Source organism: Cystobacter fuscus, assembly GCF_044360685.1.
GTDB classification, from domain to species: domain Bacteria; phylum Myxococcota; class Myxococcia; order Myxococcales; family Myxococcaceae; genus Cystobacter; species Cystobacter fuscus_C.
This window is the reverse complement of the sequence record NZ_CP043491.1, coordinates 11,635,291-11,651,937: the sequence shown is the minus strand read 5'-3', so window position 1 is coordinate 11,651,937 and position 16,647 is coordinate 11,635,291. Positions and strand designations below refer to the sequence as shown.

Annotated in this window: 14 protein-coding genes; 5 read left to right on the top strand and 9 right to left on the bottom strand. The window is 70.7% G+C overall.

What is annotated here, in order from left to right; all coding sequences use genetic code 11:
- Positions 1-65 precede the first annotated feature (65 nt).
- From F0U63_RS47760 to F0U63_RS47750, 3 genes are all read left to right on the top strand, one after another.
- Positions 66-707, top strand: coding sequence for a molybdenum cofactor guanylyltransferase (locus tag F0U63_RS47760; RefSeq protein ID WP_395841998.1), 642 nt, complete (start codon positions 66-68; stop codon positions 705-707).
- 61 nt (positions 708-768) lie between these two features.
- Positions 769-1,551, top strand: coding sequence for an SDR family NAD(P)-dependent oxidoreductase (locus F0U63_RS47755; RefSeq protein WP_395841996.1), 783 nt, complete (start codon positions 769-771; stop codon positions 1,549-1,551).
- Between the two features lie 135 nt (positions 1,552-1,686).
- Positions 1,687-2,727, top strand: coding sequence for a cyclase family protein (locus F0U63_RS47750; protein ID WP_395841994.1), 1,041 nt, complete (start codon positions 1,687-1,689; stop codon positions 2,725-2,727).
- 27 nt (positions 2,728-2,754) lie between these two features.
- Here the strand turns inward: F0U63_RS47750 and F0U63_RS47745 are convergent, their stop codons facing one another.
- Entirely contained in the window at positions 2,755-3,183 is a 429-nt protein-coding gene (locus F0U63_RS47745; protein WP_395841992.1) for a winged helix-turn-helix transcriptional regulator, read from the bottom strand.
- Positions 3,184-3,284: 101 nt separating this feature from the next.
- On the opposite strand from F0U63_RS47745, the gene F0U63_RS47740 reads away from it, so the two are divergent.
- Positions 3,285-4,139 carry an SDR family oxidoreductase gene (locus F0U63_RS47740; RefSeq protein ID WP_395841990.1) on the top strand — a complete coding sequence of 285 codons (855 nt, stop codon included), beginning with the start codon at positions 3,285-3,287 and terminating at the stop codon, positions 4,137-4,139.
- Positions 4,140-4,167: 28 nt separating this feature from the next.
- Here the strand turns inward: F0U63_RS47740 and F0U63_RS47735 are convergent, their stop codons facing one another.
- Together F0U63_RS47735 and F0U63_RS47730 are read right to left on the bottom strand one after the other, a co-directional pair.
- Entirely contained in the window at positions 4,168-5,226 is a 1,059-nt protein-coding gene (locus F0U63_RS47735; protein WP_395841988.1) for a hypothetical protein, read from the bottom strand.
- A gap of 66 nt (positions 5,227-5,292) precedes the next feature.
- Positions 5,293-6,393 (bottom strand): acetyltransferase, encoded by a 1,101-nt coding sequence (locus F0U63_RS47730; RefSeq protein ID WP_395841986.1) that lies wholly within the window; start codon positions 6,391-6,393, stop codon positions 5,293-5,295.
- 549 nt (positions 6,394-6,942) lie between these two features.
- Between F0U63_RS47730 and F0U63_RS47725 the strand changes: the two genes are divergently transcribed.
- Positions 6,943-7,470, top strand: a complete 528-nt coding sequence (locus F0U63_RS47725) for a hypothetical protein (protein ID WP_395841984.1) — start codon at positions 6,943-6,945, stop codon at positions 7,468-7,470.
- 25 nt (positions 7,471-7,495) lie between these two features.
- Here F0U63_RS47725 and F0U63_RS47720 read toward each other — a convergent pair whose 3' ends face one another.
- From F0U63_RS47720 to fdh, 6 genes are all read right to left on the bottom strand, one after another.
- Positions 7,496-8,341 (bottom strand): ankyrin repeat domain-containing protein, encoded by an 846-nt coding sequence (locus F0U63_RS47720; RefSeq protein ID WP_395841982.1) that lies wholly within the window; start codon positions 8,339-8,341, stop codon positions 7,496-7,498.
- A gap of 139 nt (positions 8,342-8,480) precedes the next feature.
- On the bottom strand, positions 8,481-9,191 hold the full coding sequence (locus tag F0U63_RS47715; RefSeq protein WP_395841980.1) for a hypothetical protein: 711 nt from the start codon (positions 9,189-9,191) through the stop codon (positions 8,481-8,483).
- Between the two features lie 60 nt (positions 9,192-9,251).
- Positions 9,252-11,132, bottom strand: a complete 1,881-nt coding sequence (locus F0U63_RS47710; protein WP_395841978.1) for a protein kinase — start codon at positions 11,130-11,132, stop codon at positions 9,252-9,254.
- 236 nt (positions 11,133-11,368) lie between these two features.
- Positions 11,369-12,511, bottom strand: coding sequence for an NrfD/PsrC family molybdoenzyme membrane anchor subunit (nrfD, locus tag F0U63_RS47705; protein ID WP_395841976.1), 1,143 nt, complete (start codon positions 12,509-12,511; stop codon positions 11,369-11,371).
- Positions 12,504-13,304, bottom strand: coding sequence for a 4Fe-4S dicluster domain-containing protein (locus tag F0U63_RS47700; protein WP_395841974.1), 801 nt, complete (start codon positions 13,302-13,304; stop codon positions 12,504-12,506). The genes nrfD and F0U63_RS47700 overlap by 8 nt, the downstream gene beginning before the upstream one ends.
- Before the next feature lie 6 nt (positions 13,305-13,310).
- Positions 13,311-16,577 (bottom strand): formate dehydrogenase, encoded by a 3,267-nt coding sequence (fdh, locus tag F0U63_RS47695; RefSeq protein ID WP_395841972.1) that lies wholly within the window; start codon positions 16,575-16,577, stop codon positions 13,311-13,313.
- Positions 16,578-16,647 lie beyond the last annotated feature (70 nt).

Here is a 16,647-nt window from a genome sequence, read left to right as displayed (position 1 = left end):
GCGGGGGGAGTTTCGCGTGGTGGACGGCCCCGGGGAAGCGGGCAGGGGGCCGTGGACGAGCCGTCATGAGGAGCGATGAGGTGAGCGAGCGGGTGGAATGTCCGGAGGTGACGCTGGCGGTGATCGCGGGGGGACGGGGCTCCCGGCTGGGGGGCGTGGCCAAGGGCCTGCTGGAGGTGGAGGGGCGGCCGGTGCTCGAGCGCGTGCTGCGGCTCGGCGGGCTGTGTGGGGACGTGCTGCTGGTGGCCAACGAGCCCGGGCCCTACGCGCGCTGGGGCCTGCGCGCGGTGGCGGACGTGGTGCGCGGGCGGGGGGCGCCGGGCGGGGTCCACGCGGCGTTGGTGGGTGCTCACACCGAGTGGGTGCTGGCGGTGGCGTGCGACATGCCCTTCGTGACGCGGGAGGTGGCGCGGGTGCTGCTCGGGGCGCGCGCGCCCGGGGTGGACGCGGTGGCCTTCACGGTGGCGGGCCGGGTGGAGCCGTTGCTCGCCCTGTACCACCGCGCCCTGGCGGGCCCCTGGGGTGCGGCGCTCGAGTCCGGGGAGCCCTCGCTGCGGGCGCTGCTGGCCGGCTGCCGCGCGAGGCTCCTGCCGGAGGAGGCTCTACGGGCGGTGGACCCGGCGCTGCGCGCGGTGGTGAGCGTGAACACGCCGGAGGACCTGGCGCGTCATGGCGCCTCGCTGCCCCCGGTGGGGGACGGAAGTTGAATCCCGCTTCATTTCAGACCGGACAGGCCCGGGTTCCAGGTAAGGTGTGCTTCCTCCAGCTATGGATCGACTCAAGGACAAGGTAGCCCTCGTGACGGGGGCGGCGTCGGGGATTGGCCGGGCCACGGCGTTGTTGTTCGCGAGGGAAGGCGCGCGGGTGGTGGCGACGGACATCGCCACCCTGGGCGAGGCGGTGGCGCGGGACATCCGCGCCGAGGGCGGGCAGGCGCTGTTCCTCATGCACGACGTGACGGACGAGGTGGCGTGGCACGCGGTGATGAGCCGGACGCTCGAGGCGCACGGGCGGCTGGACATCCTGGTGAACAACGCGGGCATCTCCACGTCGCGCGCGGTGACGGAGCTGTCGCTGGCCGAGTGGCGCGAGCAGCTCGCGGTGAACCTGGACGGCGTCTTCCTGGGCATCAAGTACGCGGTGCGCACCATGCGCGCGGGCAAGCGCGAGGGCTCCATCGTCAACGTGGCGAGCGTGTCGGGGCTGGTGGGCAGTCCGGGCACCGCAGCCTATTCGGCGAGCAAGGGCGGGGTGCGCATGTTGAGCAAGGCGGTGGCGATGGAGTGCGCGGCCGACCGCATCCGCGTCAACACCGTCTTCCCGGGCGGGGTGCGCACGCCCATCTGGCAGAACGCCGACTGGTGGAAGGGCTTCGTCGATCAGGTGGGCAGCGAGGCCGAGGCGTGGAAGCAGTTGGATGCCTCCGCCCCCCTGGGCCGCATGGCCGAGCCCGAGGAGATCGCCGAGGCCATCCTCTACCTGGCCTCGGACGCCGCGCGCTACGTCACCGGCACCGAGCTCGTCGTGGATGGCGGCTACACCGCGCGCTAGCGCTCGAGCACTCGCGATTGTTACGTCCGGGTTGGTGGCTTACCCCGAAGTAGGTACTTACCCGGAGGAAGTGGCGGCGTTACGGTGAGTGCCAGTTCAACGACGCGGCACACCCCCACGAAAAGGATGCCCCCCATGTTGGTCATCACCGCAGCCCCCCCTCCGCCTGGCCGCCGAGTGCGTACCCCGGCCCTCTTCAAGCGCCTCCTCCTCGTGGGCGCCTGCCTGAGCGCGCTGCCGGGCGCGGCCCAGGAGAGCGCCGCCCCGCCCGTGAAGACGGCGAAGGACGTGCAGGGCTGGATGGAGAAGAACCGCAACTGGCAGCGCTGGGGTCCCCAGGATCAGCTCGGCGCCGTGAATCTGATCTCCCCCGCCAAGCGCAAGCAGGCCGCGCAGCTCATCCGGGAGGGGGTCTCCGTCTCCGTTGCCCATCCGCTGGAGACCCAGAAGTCCGCGGATGTGACGCACCCGCTCGCCCATCAGATGATCGCCACGGGTGAGTCCGCGGACTCATCGTACAGCATGGACTCCCTGACCATCGCGTACCATGGCTTCGCGCACACGCACCTCGATGCGCTCTGCCACGTCTTCAATGAGGGCAAGACGTTCAACGGCTACGACCAGAAGCTCGTCACCGCGAGCGGTTGCGGCACGCTCGCCGTGAGCGCGTACAAGGACGGCATCGTGACGCGCGGGGTGCTCATCGATCTGCCGGCCCTCCGGGGCGTTGCCTGGCTGGAGCCGGACACCGCCATCCAGGCGAGCGATCTGGAGGCGTGGGAGAAGAAGACGAAGGTGCGCGTGTCGAGCGGTGACGCCGTCATCGTGCGCACCGGCCGCTGGGCCCGCCGCGCGGCCAAGGGGCCCTGGGATGTGTCGGCCCAGTCCGCGGGACTGGACGTGTCCACCGCGGACTGGTTCAAGAAGCGGGGCGTGGCCCTCGTCGCCACGGACGTCGGCCTGGACGTACTTCCCCCGCGCGTGGAGGGGGTCACGTTTCCGGTGCACCGGATGTTGATCAACTCCTTGGGCATCGCGGTCATCGACGACGCCGACCCCGAGGCGTTGAGCAAGGCCGCCGCCGCGCGCAAGCGCCATGACTTCTTCTTCAGCGTCGCGCCCCTGAACGTGGAAGGGGGCACGGGCTCTCCCGTCAACCCCATCGCCATCTTCTGAGGCTACGGCGCGGCCGCGAGGGAGGGCTCAGGAGGCGCGCTTGCGCGTCGGGTGCTGGTCGCGCGCCTCGAGGACGTACGACATGTTCTCCTCGATCCAATCCACCAGCGCCTCCAGGCGCTCGGCGACCTGCCGGCCCATGGGCGTGAGGCTGTAGTCCACCCGGGGGGGAATCTCGGCGTAGGCCTGGCGCAGCACGAAGCCATCCTCCTCCAGCGCGTGGAGCGTCTGGGCCAGCATCTTCTCGCTCACCCCCCCCACCTTGCGCCGCAGCTCGCTGAAGCGGTGCGTGTCCTCCAGCAGGCTCACGAGCACCATCACCCCCCAGCGGCTCGTCACATGCTCCAGGACGCTCCGCGAGGGGCACATGGGCTCGAGGACATCCCCCTGCTCCCGCTTCTTGCGCGCCTGCGCCAGCTTCGTGGCCAGGGTGCCCGGCTTCTTTCTTTCCACCATGTTAGTAGCTTACCCAAAGGTAGGTACTTACGCAAGGTAAGTGACGGCGTTAGGGTAAGTGCAACTCGAACGCGGCACACCCGCATGGAAAGGGAGTCCCCATGTTTCTCGTCACCGGAGCCACTGGAAAGCTGGGCCAGCACGTCATCGAAGGGCTGCTGAAGAAGGTCCCCGCGGGGCAGATCATCGCGGTGGTGCGCAATCCGCAGAAGGCGGCGGACCTCGCCGCGAAGGGCGTGCAGGTGCGCCAGGCCGACTACGGCCGGCCCGAGACGCTCGCCGCCGCCTTCGCGGGCGCGACGCGGGTGCTGCTCATCTCCTCCAGCGAGGTGGGCCAGCGCATCGCCCAGCACCGCGCCGTGGTGGAGGCCGCCCGGAAGGCCGGAGTCCGCCTGTTCGTCTACACCAGCATCCTGCACGCGGACAGCTCGGGCCTGGCGCTCGCCGCGGAGCACAAGGCCACCGAGCAGCTCATCCGCGACTCCGGCCTCCCCTTCGTCTTCCTGCGCAACGGCTGGTATTTCGAGAACTACACCGAGAACCTCGCGCCGGCGCTGCAGCACGGCGCCCTGCTGGGCAGCTCGGGCGAGGGCCGGATCGCCGCCGCGAGTCGGGCGGACTACGCCGCCGCGGCGGTGGAGGTGCTCACTGGCACCGGCCACGAGAACCGCGTCTACGAGCTCGCGGGCGACACCTCCTTCACCCAGTCGGAGCTCGCCGCCGAGGTGTCCCGCCAGTCGGGCCGGAGCATCGTCTACAAGGATCTGCCACCCGCCCAGTACCAGGGGGTGCTGGAGCAGGCGGGGGTGCCGGGCGCCTTCGCGGGAATCCTCGTGGACTCGAGCGAGAAGGCGGGCCGGGGCGAGCTGAATGACTCCTCCGGGCAGCTCGGCCGGCTCATCGGCCGGCCCACCACCCGGCTCGCCGACGCGGTCGCCACCGCCGTGCGGCACTGAGGGCAGGGAGGGCGGCGAGGGGGCCGCGTCAGTTGCGGCCCCACTGCCGGGGCTGGTTGAAGCGGAAGAAGCCGCTGGCCTCCTCCTCGGCGAGTGTCTCCGCCTCGTCCGGGAAGTAGCGCGCGCGCAGCGCGGCGAGCCGGGCTTCCAGCTCGGGGCCCGAGGACTGCTGGGTGAGGGCGGCGCGCTCGGCCATGTAGCGCTCGCCCAGCTCCCAGCGCGTGTCGCGCCGCAGATCCAGCTCCTTCCAGCGCTCGAGCGCCGCCTCGTCCAGGCCCATGCCCTGGCGCACCTCGCGCAGGCTCCGGGCGCGCGCCTCGGGCGACATCGCCCCGAGCTCGCGCTGCACCGAGCCCAGGTCGAGGAAACGGTTCATCAGCTCCTGCTGGTGCTCGCGCACGTAGTCGGGAGACTCGGCGCCATACGTCTGGGCGAGGCTCTTCTGGTAGCGCTCGAGCCGCTCGCCCACGCTCGCCTGGGGCAGGGCGTCGATGGACACGAGCGCGTCGGACACGGCCGCGGAGCGCAGCTCCCCCGCCCACAACCGCTCCGCCACGTCCTCGCCGAACAGCCGCTTGCGCTCCTCCCACACCGCCGCCCGGCGCTCGGCCTCGGGCAGGCCGAGCAGCTCCTTCTGGTGCTCCTCCATCCACCGCCCGTACTCCACGCGCTGGCGCAGCCGCTGGGTGAGCAGCTCGGCCTGTTCCGGGAAGGCCCGCCGCACGAGCGCGAGCAGGTCCGCCTCCCACCCCGTGGGGTTGAGCTGCTGGAAGTGGCGCATGAGCTGCTCGAGCAGGCGCATCTGCGTGTGGGGCTCGTGCAGGCGCCCGCCGTAGCGCGCGCGCAGGGCGGCGATGAGCTCCTCCTCGGAGCGCGCGGTGTCGGGCGTTTCGGGCGGCGTTCCCGGCGGACGGGCGAGGGCGCGGGGGATGCCCGGAGCCGTGCCGGTGGGGGAGGTGGCTTCCCGCCGCGCCGGGGACGCCCCGGCGGGGGCGCCAGACTCCGGCAGGGGCCGGGTGAGGAGGACGGCGGTGCCCGCGAGGAGCAGGGCCAGGGCCACGAGCAGGGGGGCCTTGCGGCGGTTCATGCGTGGAAGGCTACTCCCGGAGGCCCCCGCCATGCGATGGGGAGCCGTCCGGGGCGGCACGGCGGCTCAGTCGAAGCTGCCGATGTACTGGAAGAGCGCGGCGTAGAACTCGGGCTCGTCGAAGGTGTCCGGCCCCACGCCCACCACGTCCATGTGGTCCTGGTTGATGATGCTCGAGGACGAGGTCATCTGCGCGGAGGTGGGCGCGTTGAGGTCCGCCGAGTAGGGGACGTTGGTGTCGGTGGTGACGGAGTCGAAGCCGAAGACGCTCTCGGAGTACTTGAGCCGGTAGCCCATCTGCTGCGAGTTGATGCCCACCAGGCCGTCATCGTCCTCGTCACCGGCGTAGCCGTTGCCCTTGCCGCCCGCGCCGTCGTTGTCGCAGTCGTCCAGGCAGTAGCCGTTGCCGTCGATGTCGTAGAGGAATTCCTTGATGAGGTAGAGCGCGGGGTTGACGCTCATGCCGCTCTGCGCGGTGACGAACGAGGCGTAGCGCGAGGCGTACTTCGCGTCGATGGGGTTGTTGGTGTTGAAGACCTTGGCGCCGGTGGTGATGCCGTCGCTCGCGCTGTAGTCGTTGTAGACGAGCTGCTTGGCGCCCGCGTAGGCGTCGTTGCCCGGCCCGTAGATGACGTCTCCGTAATACGTGGCCAGGGCGGCGATGACGCTGGAGACGCCGGGCTTGAGGTCGAGGATGTACTTGGCCACGGGCGAGCCGCGGTGGGGCGAGGACACGCTCACCAGCACGGACACCACCGTGTAGCCCTTGCGCTGCTGGAGCACCTTGGCCGCCTTGCGCGCGTCCATTCCTCCCTGCGAGTGGCCGACGATGTTCACGCGCGTGGCGCCCACGCTCGCCATGTAGCCCTCGATGTCGTTGGCCAGGTCCAGGCCCCGCACCTCGGAGGACTGCATGGGCTGCACCTGGCCCACGAACGTCTGCTGGTTGTCGTCGATGTCCTCGTTGCACGTCCACGCGCTCTTGCACGTGGTGCCCACGAACATGCCGTAGTCATCCCCCCAGTAGTCGTAGCCGAGGATGTTGTTGAAGCCTCCCATGCCATGGGCAAACACCACGGGATACGTCGTCTTCGCCGCTCCGGCGTGGGCCACGGGGGAAAGGCCAAACGCGCACAGCGCCAGCGCGAGGGCAGGCAGTTGCTTCATGAAAGAAGGTTCCTTGGGGCTCCCCGGGCCGGAGGTCATCCGGTCCGGGGACGGAGGCACAGGGGGGTAAGGACGCTGCGTTGGTCTGGCTCGCCGGGGGAACTCGCCGTCGGGAAGCGCTGAAACCATCCAGTCGTCCCCCAGCGCCCGGGTGTTGAGCAACTTCCACGCCAGACCTGCCGCGTCACGGATGCCAGGACGACGCATCGCGTTACCTCCACGATGTGGAGCATGGATGCTCCACTTCCCCCGGCGGCTCCCGAGTCGTTTCCTCGTCACTGACTCGTGGGAGCCATAAGAAAAACCAGGGTTTGGTGTCTTCCAGGTGACTGTCCTGAATCAGGACGGTGGGGGTGTCCTCCCCCAGGACATGTACTGGAGGACAGGGGGGCCGGCAGGGGGGCCCCGGGTCATGTCAGAGGGCTCCTGTATGCTGGTGAGGTCGACGCTGAAGACGTGTGGGGCGGGTGGAGTGTGGAAAAGGTGACCGCGGTGGCGGGGCCCCGGTAGGGTACGGGGTTCGGGGTTTTGGAGGGGTACGTGGCCAGGATGAGACTCGACACGCTCGCGGGGGAGACGTTCCTGCGTCAGGACGAGGGAGTGCCGGAGCAGGGCACCCGATTGAGCCTGGTGACCTGTGGGGAGGAACTCGCCCGGTTGCTGGACGGGGCGCTGGCGTGCAGCTTCTCGCACGAGGAGCCCGAGCAGGCGGACGAGGGCTCGGCGGTGGAGGGCTTTCTGCGCGACTGCGCGGAGTTCTGTGATGTGACGGGGCTGCCCGAGCCGCTGCGTCTGGAGATGGAGGAGTACTTCGGTCAGCGGCTCGACGCGCTGTGGCGGCTGGACTGGCTGGTGTTCGGCGGCTCCCGGGAAGCGGTGCTGGAGCCGGGCGAGCCGCCCCTGTCGGGCCGGACGGTGACGCTGTGCCTGGCGCGCTCGGACAGTCCCTCGGTGCAGATGGACTCGCGGCTGCGCCGCTCCCTGGAGCGCTTCCGGACCGCCATGGCGCGCGTGCGCGAAGAGCCGGACGACGAGGACGGCTCCGGCGGTGACTCCGGCGGCGGCCTGCTGCACTGACGAGGCCCTGACGGCGGGGGGCCGCTCAGGTGGCGCGCTCGCCCAGGCCTTTCACGCAGTGGAGCACGCGCGTGAGGGGGGCTTCCTCGGCCCGGCGCTCGAGCAGCCGGGTGATGTGGGGTTTGCCCTGCCGGCGCGACAGCGACAGCGCGCTGGCACGGCCCAGGTCCTCGCGCAGCGGCTCCGCGCCCGCGCGCAACAGCAGCCGCACGGTGTCCTCGTCGCCCCGGAGCACGGCCAGCATCAGCGGGGTGGTGCCCAGCGTCGTCGCGGCGTCCACCGCGGCGCCCGCGTCGAGCAGTTGTTGCACGAGCAGCGCGTGCCGGCGGTCCGCGGCGTAGTGCAGGGGTTGCCAGCCGGAGTCCTGGAGGTTCTCCAGGGTGAGGAAGTGGGAGCTGGGCGCCGCCACGTCCGCCCCCCGCCGCAGCAACTCGTCCGTCAGGGCCGAGTGGCCTCCGAGCACGGCGCACGTCAGGGGCGTCTTGCCCTCCGCTCCGCGGTACTCGAGCGGCGCTCCCGCCTCCTCCAGCAGCCAGGCCGTCACCTCGTGCTGCCCGGCGCCCACCGCGTGCCGCAGCGCCTCGCCGCGCTCGTCCACGTCCGCCCGGGACACCAGCTCGCGCACCGCCTCCAGGTGGCCCCGCTCCGCCGCGAGCATCAGCGCCGTGGCACCCCGGATGTCCTTCACCGCCGCCTGCGCGCCGTGCGCCAGCAGCCAGCGCACCAGCTCCACCGTGCCATGCCACGCCGCCCACATCAGCGGCGTCATCCCCCGCGCGTCTCCCCGGTGCAGGGCTTGGGGATCCCGCTCGAACAGCGCTCGGACCACGCCCGCGTCTCCCAACCGCACGGCATCAATCAGGTTGGCCATGAGCTACCTCGCCAGAGCAACGATGGGCACTGCCGCCGGGGGGCTGGTGGGACGACTCGCGCGATGTGGATGACCGGCGCGAAGTGAATGATTTTCGACGGAGCGTGGGGAGCGCAAGTTTATCGGCCGCCGGAAACGCTCACGTGGAGTTCAGGTGTTTCGTGTAAAGCGATTCCAGAGTCAGGAAATAGCCGCGTTCTTCCCAGAGCACGGCGGCGAGCCGCTCGGCGAGTGAAGTCTCCGCGCCGGAGGCGTCGAGGTGGGGGCGCAGAGGCGCGCCCTGGAAGTGGGCGAGGGCCTCGGACAGGGCCTCGCGCACGAGCTGGCTGCCGGCCCACAGCCGGCGCAGGGCCTGGTTGAGGGGGCGCGCGTCCAGCTCGGCGCAGGCGGCGTGGATGGCGGCCTGCACGCGGCGCGCGGCGTCCGGGGTGGTGAGGGCGTGCGCGGGCAGGTCTCCCCGCTCGAGCGCGTAGTGCAGGAGATAGCCGTGGTGCAGGCAGAGCGAGGCCATGTCCACGCAGTCCTTGAGCCACAGGGCGGAGATGAGGCGCCGGTAGCTCTTGCGCCAGGCGAGCCGCAGCGACAGGAGCGCCGCCTTGCCCGCGAGTTGTTGCAGCCGGCTGCCCTCGCGCGGATGGAGGCCGGCGAGCACGCGCACGGTGGGCGGGGGCGCGGAGAGGCCGCGCTCGGTGAGCAGCGAGCGCACCATGTCCTCGCGCACGCGGCGCAGCGCGTAGTCATCCACGAAGGGCACGGGGACGAGCGGGGTGAGGCCCGCGGCCACGGCGTGTTGGGCCACGCGCCGCACCGGGGCGGGGATGTCGAGGGGAGGAAGTGGGGGCAGTGGCATGGGGCCTCGCGAGCAAGGCCCCGGGAGTTAGCACGGCGCCCTCCGGGAGGGGAGCGGGCCCTAGGCGCCGGAGGCCTTGTTCCTCGGGGGCACGGGGGCCTCGCGCTCCAGCGCGCGGCAGACGGCGTGGTACTGCCGGTGCAGCTCGAGACTGAGGGGATCCAACAGCAGGGCGCGCTCGTAGTCCTCCCGCGCGAGCGCGAGCATGCCGGCCTGGTGATGGGTGCGCGCCCGGGTCAGGTGGGCCTTCAACGAGGCCTGACTGTGCGGATGCCGGGCGAGGAAGTCATGGCGCAGCTCCTCCAACTGGCTCACGGTGAGCCCCTCGGACAGACAGCGCACCACGCCGGCGAAGTTGCCGCGCTCGGCGTCGTAGAGGGCGCGGCGCCGCGGATGGCCGAGCGTGTCGCCCGCCTTGCGCACGCGCTCGAGCACCGCGTGGACGCGGGCGCGCAGCGCCGGGGAGATGGGCCGCTCGCACAGCCGCTCCAGGGCCTGTCCGGCGCGGCGCGCGCGCAGCCGCAGCTCCTCGCAGCTCTTGTCCGTCGCCAGCGCGAGCACGGCGTAGAGATCCTCGATGCCGCGCACGTAGTACGGGGCGAGTACCTGCTCCACCTCGGACTCCGCGGCCGGATCGATGGGAGGGCGCAGCGTGTCCAGCGGCTGGCCGAGCAGCAGGTGCGCCACCGCGGCCTTGAAGGAGATGGAGGGCTCCATGAGCTGCACGCCGAAGCCCGGCTCCATGCCCCAGGTGTGCGCCTCGTCGGGCCGCACGTGCCGCACCACCTCGCACTCGCAGCTCAGCTCGCCCTCGGGGTGCTCGAGGGACACCGTCAGCCGCGACAGCAGGGGCGGCAGGCGCTGGGTGCACAGGAACATGCCCGCGCGCGTGAGCTCCGTGCAGCGCAGGGTCTCGCTCGTGGAGCCGGGACCCGGCGCCGTCACCCGCACGGGCAGCTCCAGCGCGGGGTTGAGCACGAAGGTGGACAGGGTGGAGGGCGTGGTGCGGGCCGCGGGCCGCGCATGGCCCTGCTCGAGCGCCACCTGGAGCGCGCCGCGCAGCGTGGAGGCGTTCTGGTAGCGGTCCTCGGGATCCTTGGCGAGCGCGCGGAGGATGACGCTGGAGAGCGCCGAGGACACCCCGGGGCGCAGCACGTGCAGGGGAATGGGCTGCTTGGTCTGGTGCGCGAGCAGCAGCGCGGTGAGCGACTTCTCCACGAAGGGCCGCCGCCCGGCGAGCAACTGGTAGGCGATGACGCCCAGCGCATAGAGGTCCGCGCGGCCATCCAACCGCTCGCCGCGCGACTGCTCCGGCGCCATGTAGTCCGCCGAACCGACGATGGCGCCCTCGGCGGTGTCGGTGGTGCGATCCTCGGTGTCCATCAGCTTGGCGATGCCGAAGTCGAGCACCTTGACGAAGGCGGGGCCCTGGCCGCGCTGCACGAGGAAGAGGTTGCCCGGTTTGAGATCCCGGTGGACGATGCCCTGGGCGTGCGTGGCCTCCAGCGCGTCGCACACCTGGGTGAGCAGGGCCACGGCGACCTCGGGGGGCACCGGACCCCGGGCGAGCAGCGCCGACAGGGACTCGCCCTCCAGGTACTCCATGACGAGGTAGGGCCGGGGCGGCGCCGGGTTGATGTCGATGATGCTGACGATGTTCTCGTGGCCGATGAGGTTCACCGCGCGCGCCTCCATGCGGAAGCGGCGCATCACCTGGCTCGAGGCGCTCAACCGGGGGTGGAGCACCTTGATGGCCACGCGGCTGCCAATGTCCACGTGCTCGCCCAGGTACACGGTGCCCATGCCGCCCTGATCCAGCTTGCGGGTGAGCCGGAAGCTGCCCAGACACGTGCCCAGGAGCGGATCCGTCCCGGAGCCCTGCGGCCCCTTGGTGGGCGCGGCGAGGGAATCATCGCTGTCTGGAGCGGCTGGGCTGGACATGGACCGGTCGGCCGTCGGGGCGGACGTGAAGGGGCCGGCGGAACGTACCCCCCCGGTACGTTCCCCCCTGCGTGGGCGTGGGTTTTCTGAGATGACGAGATCACCATCCTACGCTCCTGTTGCACTGGCACGGGGTTCTTGGATCTCCTGGGTTCACTGGTGAGCCGGATATCTGTGGGTTGGTGGACAGTGATCGCCCTGGAGGGCGGAGCGCTGTCCGAGGTCCCACATCCGGATCATTTCAGCACGGGCAGGGGGAATTTCAGCGGCTTGCCGTCCGCGGCGTGGGTGTGTCCCGTCACCTCCGCGGCGCCCAGGCCCTGGCGCTGGCCCTGGAAGGTGGCCTGGGGATCCCTGGACGACGTCTTGCCCGCGTAGAACATGGCGAAGCGCGTGAGCAGCGCCCCCGCCGTGCCCAGCACCGCCGCGGCCACCTTCGTCGCCGGACGTCGCCGGTCTGGCCACACGTCCAGCGCGAGTGAGGCCGCGGTACACACCTGGGCCGCCACCCACATCGCCCCCGTGCGTCCCTGGCGCAGGGGCTTGCCCACGGCCTCCACTCGCATGGCGTCGCGGTGGGCGGCGAGCCCCGCGGCGAGCGCGGCCACCTTTCCCCCCATGCCGAACAGGTGGAGGATTCGCTCCTCCTCGGGCGGGTGGGGCAGCAGTTGCAGCAGGCTGCCCGCGCCCGCCACCGACGAGGCCATGAACAACAGGGGCAGCGTCTTGTGGACGGACTGCCAGAGGGCCACCGAGGTGTTGGTGATGAGCACCGCCGTGTACCCCGCGAGCGGCATGCCCAACAGGCCTCCGAGCAGGGCGGCGCCGTCTCCCGCGCGCCCGAGCCAGCCCTTCTGGCCCGCGAGCACCGCGGCCGCGGCGTTCATCGCCCCCGAGCCCGAGAGGATCCACGTGCCCAGGTTCATGGGCGAGGTGGGGCGGAAGACGCGCAGCATGTGGAGGAAGCGCTCGGGCCGGCCCAGGTCATAGATGAGCAGTCCCGCGCTCACGCTGTCGCCCACCGCGCCGATCCACCGGCACCGCACGCCCAGGGGCCGCAGGCGCTCGCCCCCGAGCACCTCCGCCGTCGCGCCCAGCAGGCTCGCCGCGCCCGCCGTGCCGCCCACGTAGAAGTAGAGCGGAATGGTCCAGATCCACACCGGCTCCTTGAGCACGGGCTGCCCGTAGTAGCTCGGCGTCGCCGAGGTGACGTCGGACCGGGTGGGCCGCGTGTGCATCACCTCGCGCGCGGGGTTGGCCTCGTCCAACCGCTTCACCCGCTGCCAGGCGCCCTCGCCGGACAGCTCGCCCCGGCTCGTGTCGATGTCTCGCCCATCCCCGCGCTGGTCCAGATCCTCAGGCCGGATGCCCTTACTCACGCGTGCTTCCCCCTCCGAGCAACACCGCCCCGAGCGCCAGCGCCGCCATGCCCAGCGCGCCCCAGCCCGCCATCGCCCAGGACTCCTTGCCCTTCATCGTCGGCACCACGGGGTCGGGCGGCAGGTTGTAGACCTCGGGCTTGTCCACGAGCAGGAAGAAGGCGTTGAGCCCCCCCGTGCCCGGCTGGTTCTCCGGCTCCGCGCCGTACAGGTACGCCTCGCCCAGGCCCTTCTCGTGCAACTGTTCCACCCGGCGTCTGGCGCGCTCGCGCAATTCGTCCACGTCGCCGTACTGGATGGACGCGGTGGGGCACGCCTTGGCGCACGCGGGCGTCATGCCCTCGCCCAGCCGGTCGTAGCAGAGCGTGCACTTCCACGCGCGCCCGTCGTCCTCGCGCCGGTCGATGACGCCGAAGGGACACGCCGTCACGCAGTAGCCGCAGCCGTTGCACACGTCCGGCTGCACGTACACGGTGTCGAACTCGGTGCGGATGATGGCGCCCGTGGGACACGCCTCCAGGCAGCCCGCGCGCTGGCAGTGCTTGCACACGTCCGAGCTCATCAGCCACGAGAAGTCCAAGAGCCCCACCGTGTGTCCCGGCATGGGCACGGGCCGCTCGACGAACGCCACGTGCCTCCAGGTGGAGGCGCCCAGGTGCCCCGTGTTGTCATAGGACATGCCCGTCAGCTCCAGGCCGTCCTCGGGCAACTGGTTCCACTGCTTGCAGGCCACCTCGCACGCCTTGCAGCCGATGCAGATGGTCGTGTCGGTGAAGAAGCCCTTCTGTCCCATGGGGCGCTACTCCCTCGCGTCCTGCTCGGGTTGGGGCGTGGGCGGACCCACGCCGTCCTTGTCTCGCGGCACCTCGACCACGCCCGGAGGCAGGGGTGGCGGCTCCCAGCCCATCGCCGCGAGCTTGCCCTGCCCGCGCCGCCCCGGCAGCACGTTGCACGCGAGCACCTTGGACTCCTGGATGGAGACGTTCGGGTCCGCCGAGAAGGCCGTCAGATCATTGGCGCTCTCGCCCTTCACCCGCCCCGTGTAGCCCCAGTGGTAGGGCAGCCCCACCTGGTGCACCAGCTTGTCGCCCACCTTCAGCGGACGCAGGCGCTCGGTCACCAGCACCCGGCACTCCACCTGCCCGCGCGCCGTGTACACCGTGCACCAGCCGCCGTTCTCCAACTCCACCTGGGCCGCCAGCTCCGGTGACACCTCCACGAACATCTCCGGCTGCAGCTCGCTCAGCCACGGCAGCCAGCGCGACATGCCGCCCGCCGTGTGGTGCTCGGTGAGCCGGTACGTGGTGAGCATGTACGGGTAGCGTGGATCCGCCCACGCCCGCGCCATGGGGTTGTCGCGGCGCCGCCAGTCGTAGCGCGCCGGGTTGCACTGCTGCCCATAGAGGAAGTTCTGCACCGAGGACTCCAGGGGCTCGTAGTGCGTGGGCAGCGGCCCATCCACCATGCCGCTCGGCGCGAACAGCCACCCCTTGCCATCCGCCTGCAGGAGGAAGGGATCATCCCCGGAGAGCGTGTCCAGCCCCTGGTCGCCCTTCTTGGCCCGGTACGAGGGATGTCGATCCGCGATGAAGTCGGGCACGTCCTCGCCCGTCCACCGGCGCTGGCCCTCGTCCCACCAGACGTACTTCTTGCGCTCGCTCCACGGGCGGCCCTCGGGATCCGCCGAGGCGCGGTTGTAGAGCAGCCGCCGGTTGGCCGGCCACGCCCAGCCCCACTCGGGCGCCACGATGCTCTGCTCCTGGCCCGGCTTGCGGCGCGCCGGCTGGTTCACCCCGTCCGCGTAAGCACCCGAGTAGATCCAACAGCCACACGCCGTGCTGCCGTCGGCCTTCAACGCCGTGAAGCCCGGCACGGGCACGCCGTCCTTCACCGTGTAGCCATTGATCTCCTTGAGCACGGCCTCGGCGTCCGGCTCGTCGAGCGGGCCGTGGGTGGGGTAGTCCCAGGTGAGCGCCTGGATGGGACGGTCCTTCTCCTCGGTGGAGTCCGCATAGAGCGCCTTGAGCCGGCGCCCCAGCTCGAAGATGAATTGCAGATCGCTTCTCGCCTCGCCCGGCGGCTCCACCGCCTGCGAGTGCCACTGCAACAGGCGCTGGGTGTTGGTGAACGAGCCGGACTTCTCCGTGTGCGCGGCGCTCGGGAAGAAGAAGACCTCGGTCTGGATGTCCTGGGGCCGCACGTCGCCGCGGAGGACTTCCGGGGCGGTGCGCCAGAACTCGGCCGTCTCGATGAGGGTCAGGTCCGTCACCACCAGCCACTCGAGCTTGTGCAGCGCCTTGCGGTGCAGGGCCCCGTTCATCGAGCCCACCACGGGGTTCTGCCCCATGACGAAGTAGCCCTTCAGCTTGCCGTCGGCCATGTCGGCCACGGTCGTCATGTGCGAGTGGTCCCCGGTGAGCTTGGGCAGCCAGTGAAAGCCGAAGTCGTTCTCCTTCGTCGCGGCGTCGCCGTAGTACGCCTTGAGCAGCGAGACGATGTACTTGGGGAACTCGCTCCACCAGCCGCTGGCCGACTCGTTGTTGTGCACGTACTGGTCGAAGCGCTGCGCGTTCGGCGCGTGCGGCATGGGGATGTAGCCGGGCAGCAGGTTGTAGAGCGTGGGGATGTCGCTGGAGCCCTGGATGGAGGCGTGGCCGCGCAGGGCCATGATGCCGCCGCCGGGCCGGCCGATGTTGCCCAGGAGCAACTGGATGATGCCGGCCGAGCGGATGTTCTGCACGCCCACCGAGTGCTGCGTCCAGCCCACCGCGTAGCAGATGGCGCTCGTGCGCTCGCGCCCCGAGTTGTCGCACAGCGTCTTGGCCACCTTGAGGAACAGCTCCTCGGGCACGCCGCAGATGCGCGAGACAACGGCCGGCGTGTAGCGCGCGTAGTGGCGTTTGAGCACCTGGAAGACGCAGCGCGGGTGCTGGAGCGTCTTGTCGCGGGACACCTCGGTGATGTGCTTGCCCTGGACCTTGCCGTGACCACCGGCACCGGGCTCGGCGAAGATCTCCTTGTGGCCCGCAGCGGCCACTACCCCATCCAGCCCCTCGTACTGCCAGGTGTGGGGCTGGTACTTGCCCGTCTCGGGGTCATAGCCGCTGAAGAGCCCGTCGAGATCCTCGGTGTCCCGGAAGTCCTCGCGCAGGATGGCGGGCGCGTTGGTGTAGTGCACCACGTAGTCGTGGAAGTAGCGCTCGTTCTCCAGGATGTAGTGGATGATGCCGCCGAGGAACGCGATGTCCGTGCCCGCGCGCAGGGGCACGAACACGTCGGCCATGGCGCTGGTGCGCGAGAAGCGGGGATCCACGTGGATGACGGTGGCGCCGCGCTCACGCGCCTCCATCACCCACTGGAACCCCACTGGATGGCACTCGGCCATGTTGCTCCCCTGGATGAGGATGCAATCCGAGTTGGCCAGATCCTGCTGGAAGTTGGTGGCCCCGCCTCGTCCTAGCGTGATGCCCAGACCGGGCACCGTGGAGGAGTGTCATATTCGAGCCTGGTTCTCCACCTGGACGATGCCGAGTCCCGCGGTGAAGAGCTTCTTGATGAGGTAGTTCTCCTCGTTGTCGAGCGTGGCGCCGCCCAGGTGCGCGATGCCCAGGGTGCGGTTGACCACGTCGCCGCTCTCCGTCTTCGCCTGCCACGTGGCGTCGCGCGCCTTCTTCACGCGCTCGGCGATCATGTCCATGGCCTTGTGCAGGGGAAGCTTCTCCCACTGCATGGCGCCCGGCTTCCGGTAGAGCACGTCATGGACGCGGTGGTTGCCGGTGACGAGCTGGAAGCTGGCGCTGCCCTTGGGACACAGCCGACCGCGCGAGATGGGAGACGTCTCATCCCCCTCGATGTCGAGGATCTTCCCGTCCTTCACGTAGACCTTCTGGCCGCAGCCCACGGCGCAGTAGGGGCACACGGAGGCAACGACCTTGTCGGCCCGGACGGTGCGCGGCTCCAGCTCGCGGCTGCGCTTGGTCATGGCCGACTCGCCCAGGCCGAACGCGTCCTTGCGTTGGATTTGGCGCAGGAGGGGCCAGCGCGACAGCAGGTCGAAGAGTCCCACGGTTCGTCTCCCGGATGGACAGGGCTACGGCGCAACCATGGGCACGCGGTGGCGCGGTGGCGATGGGTCC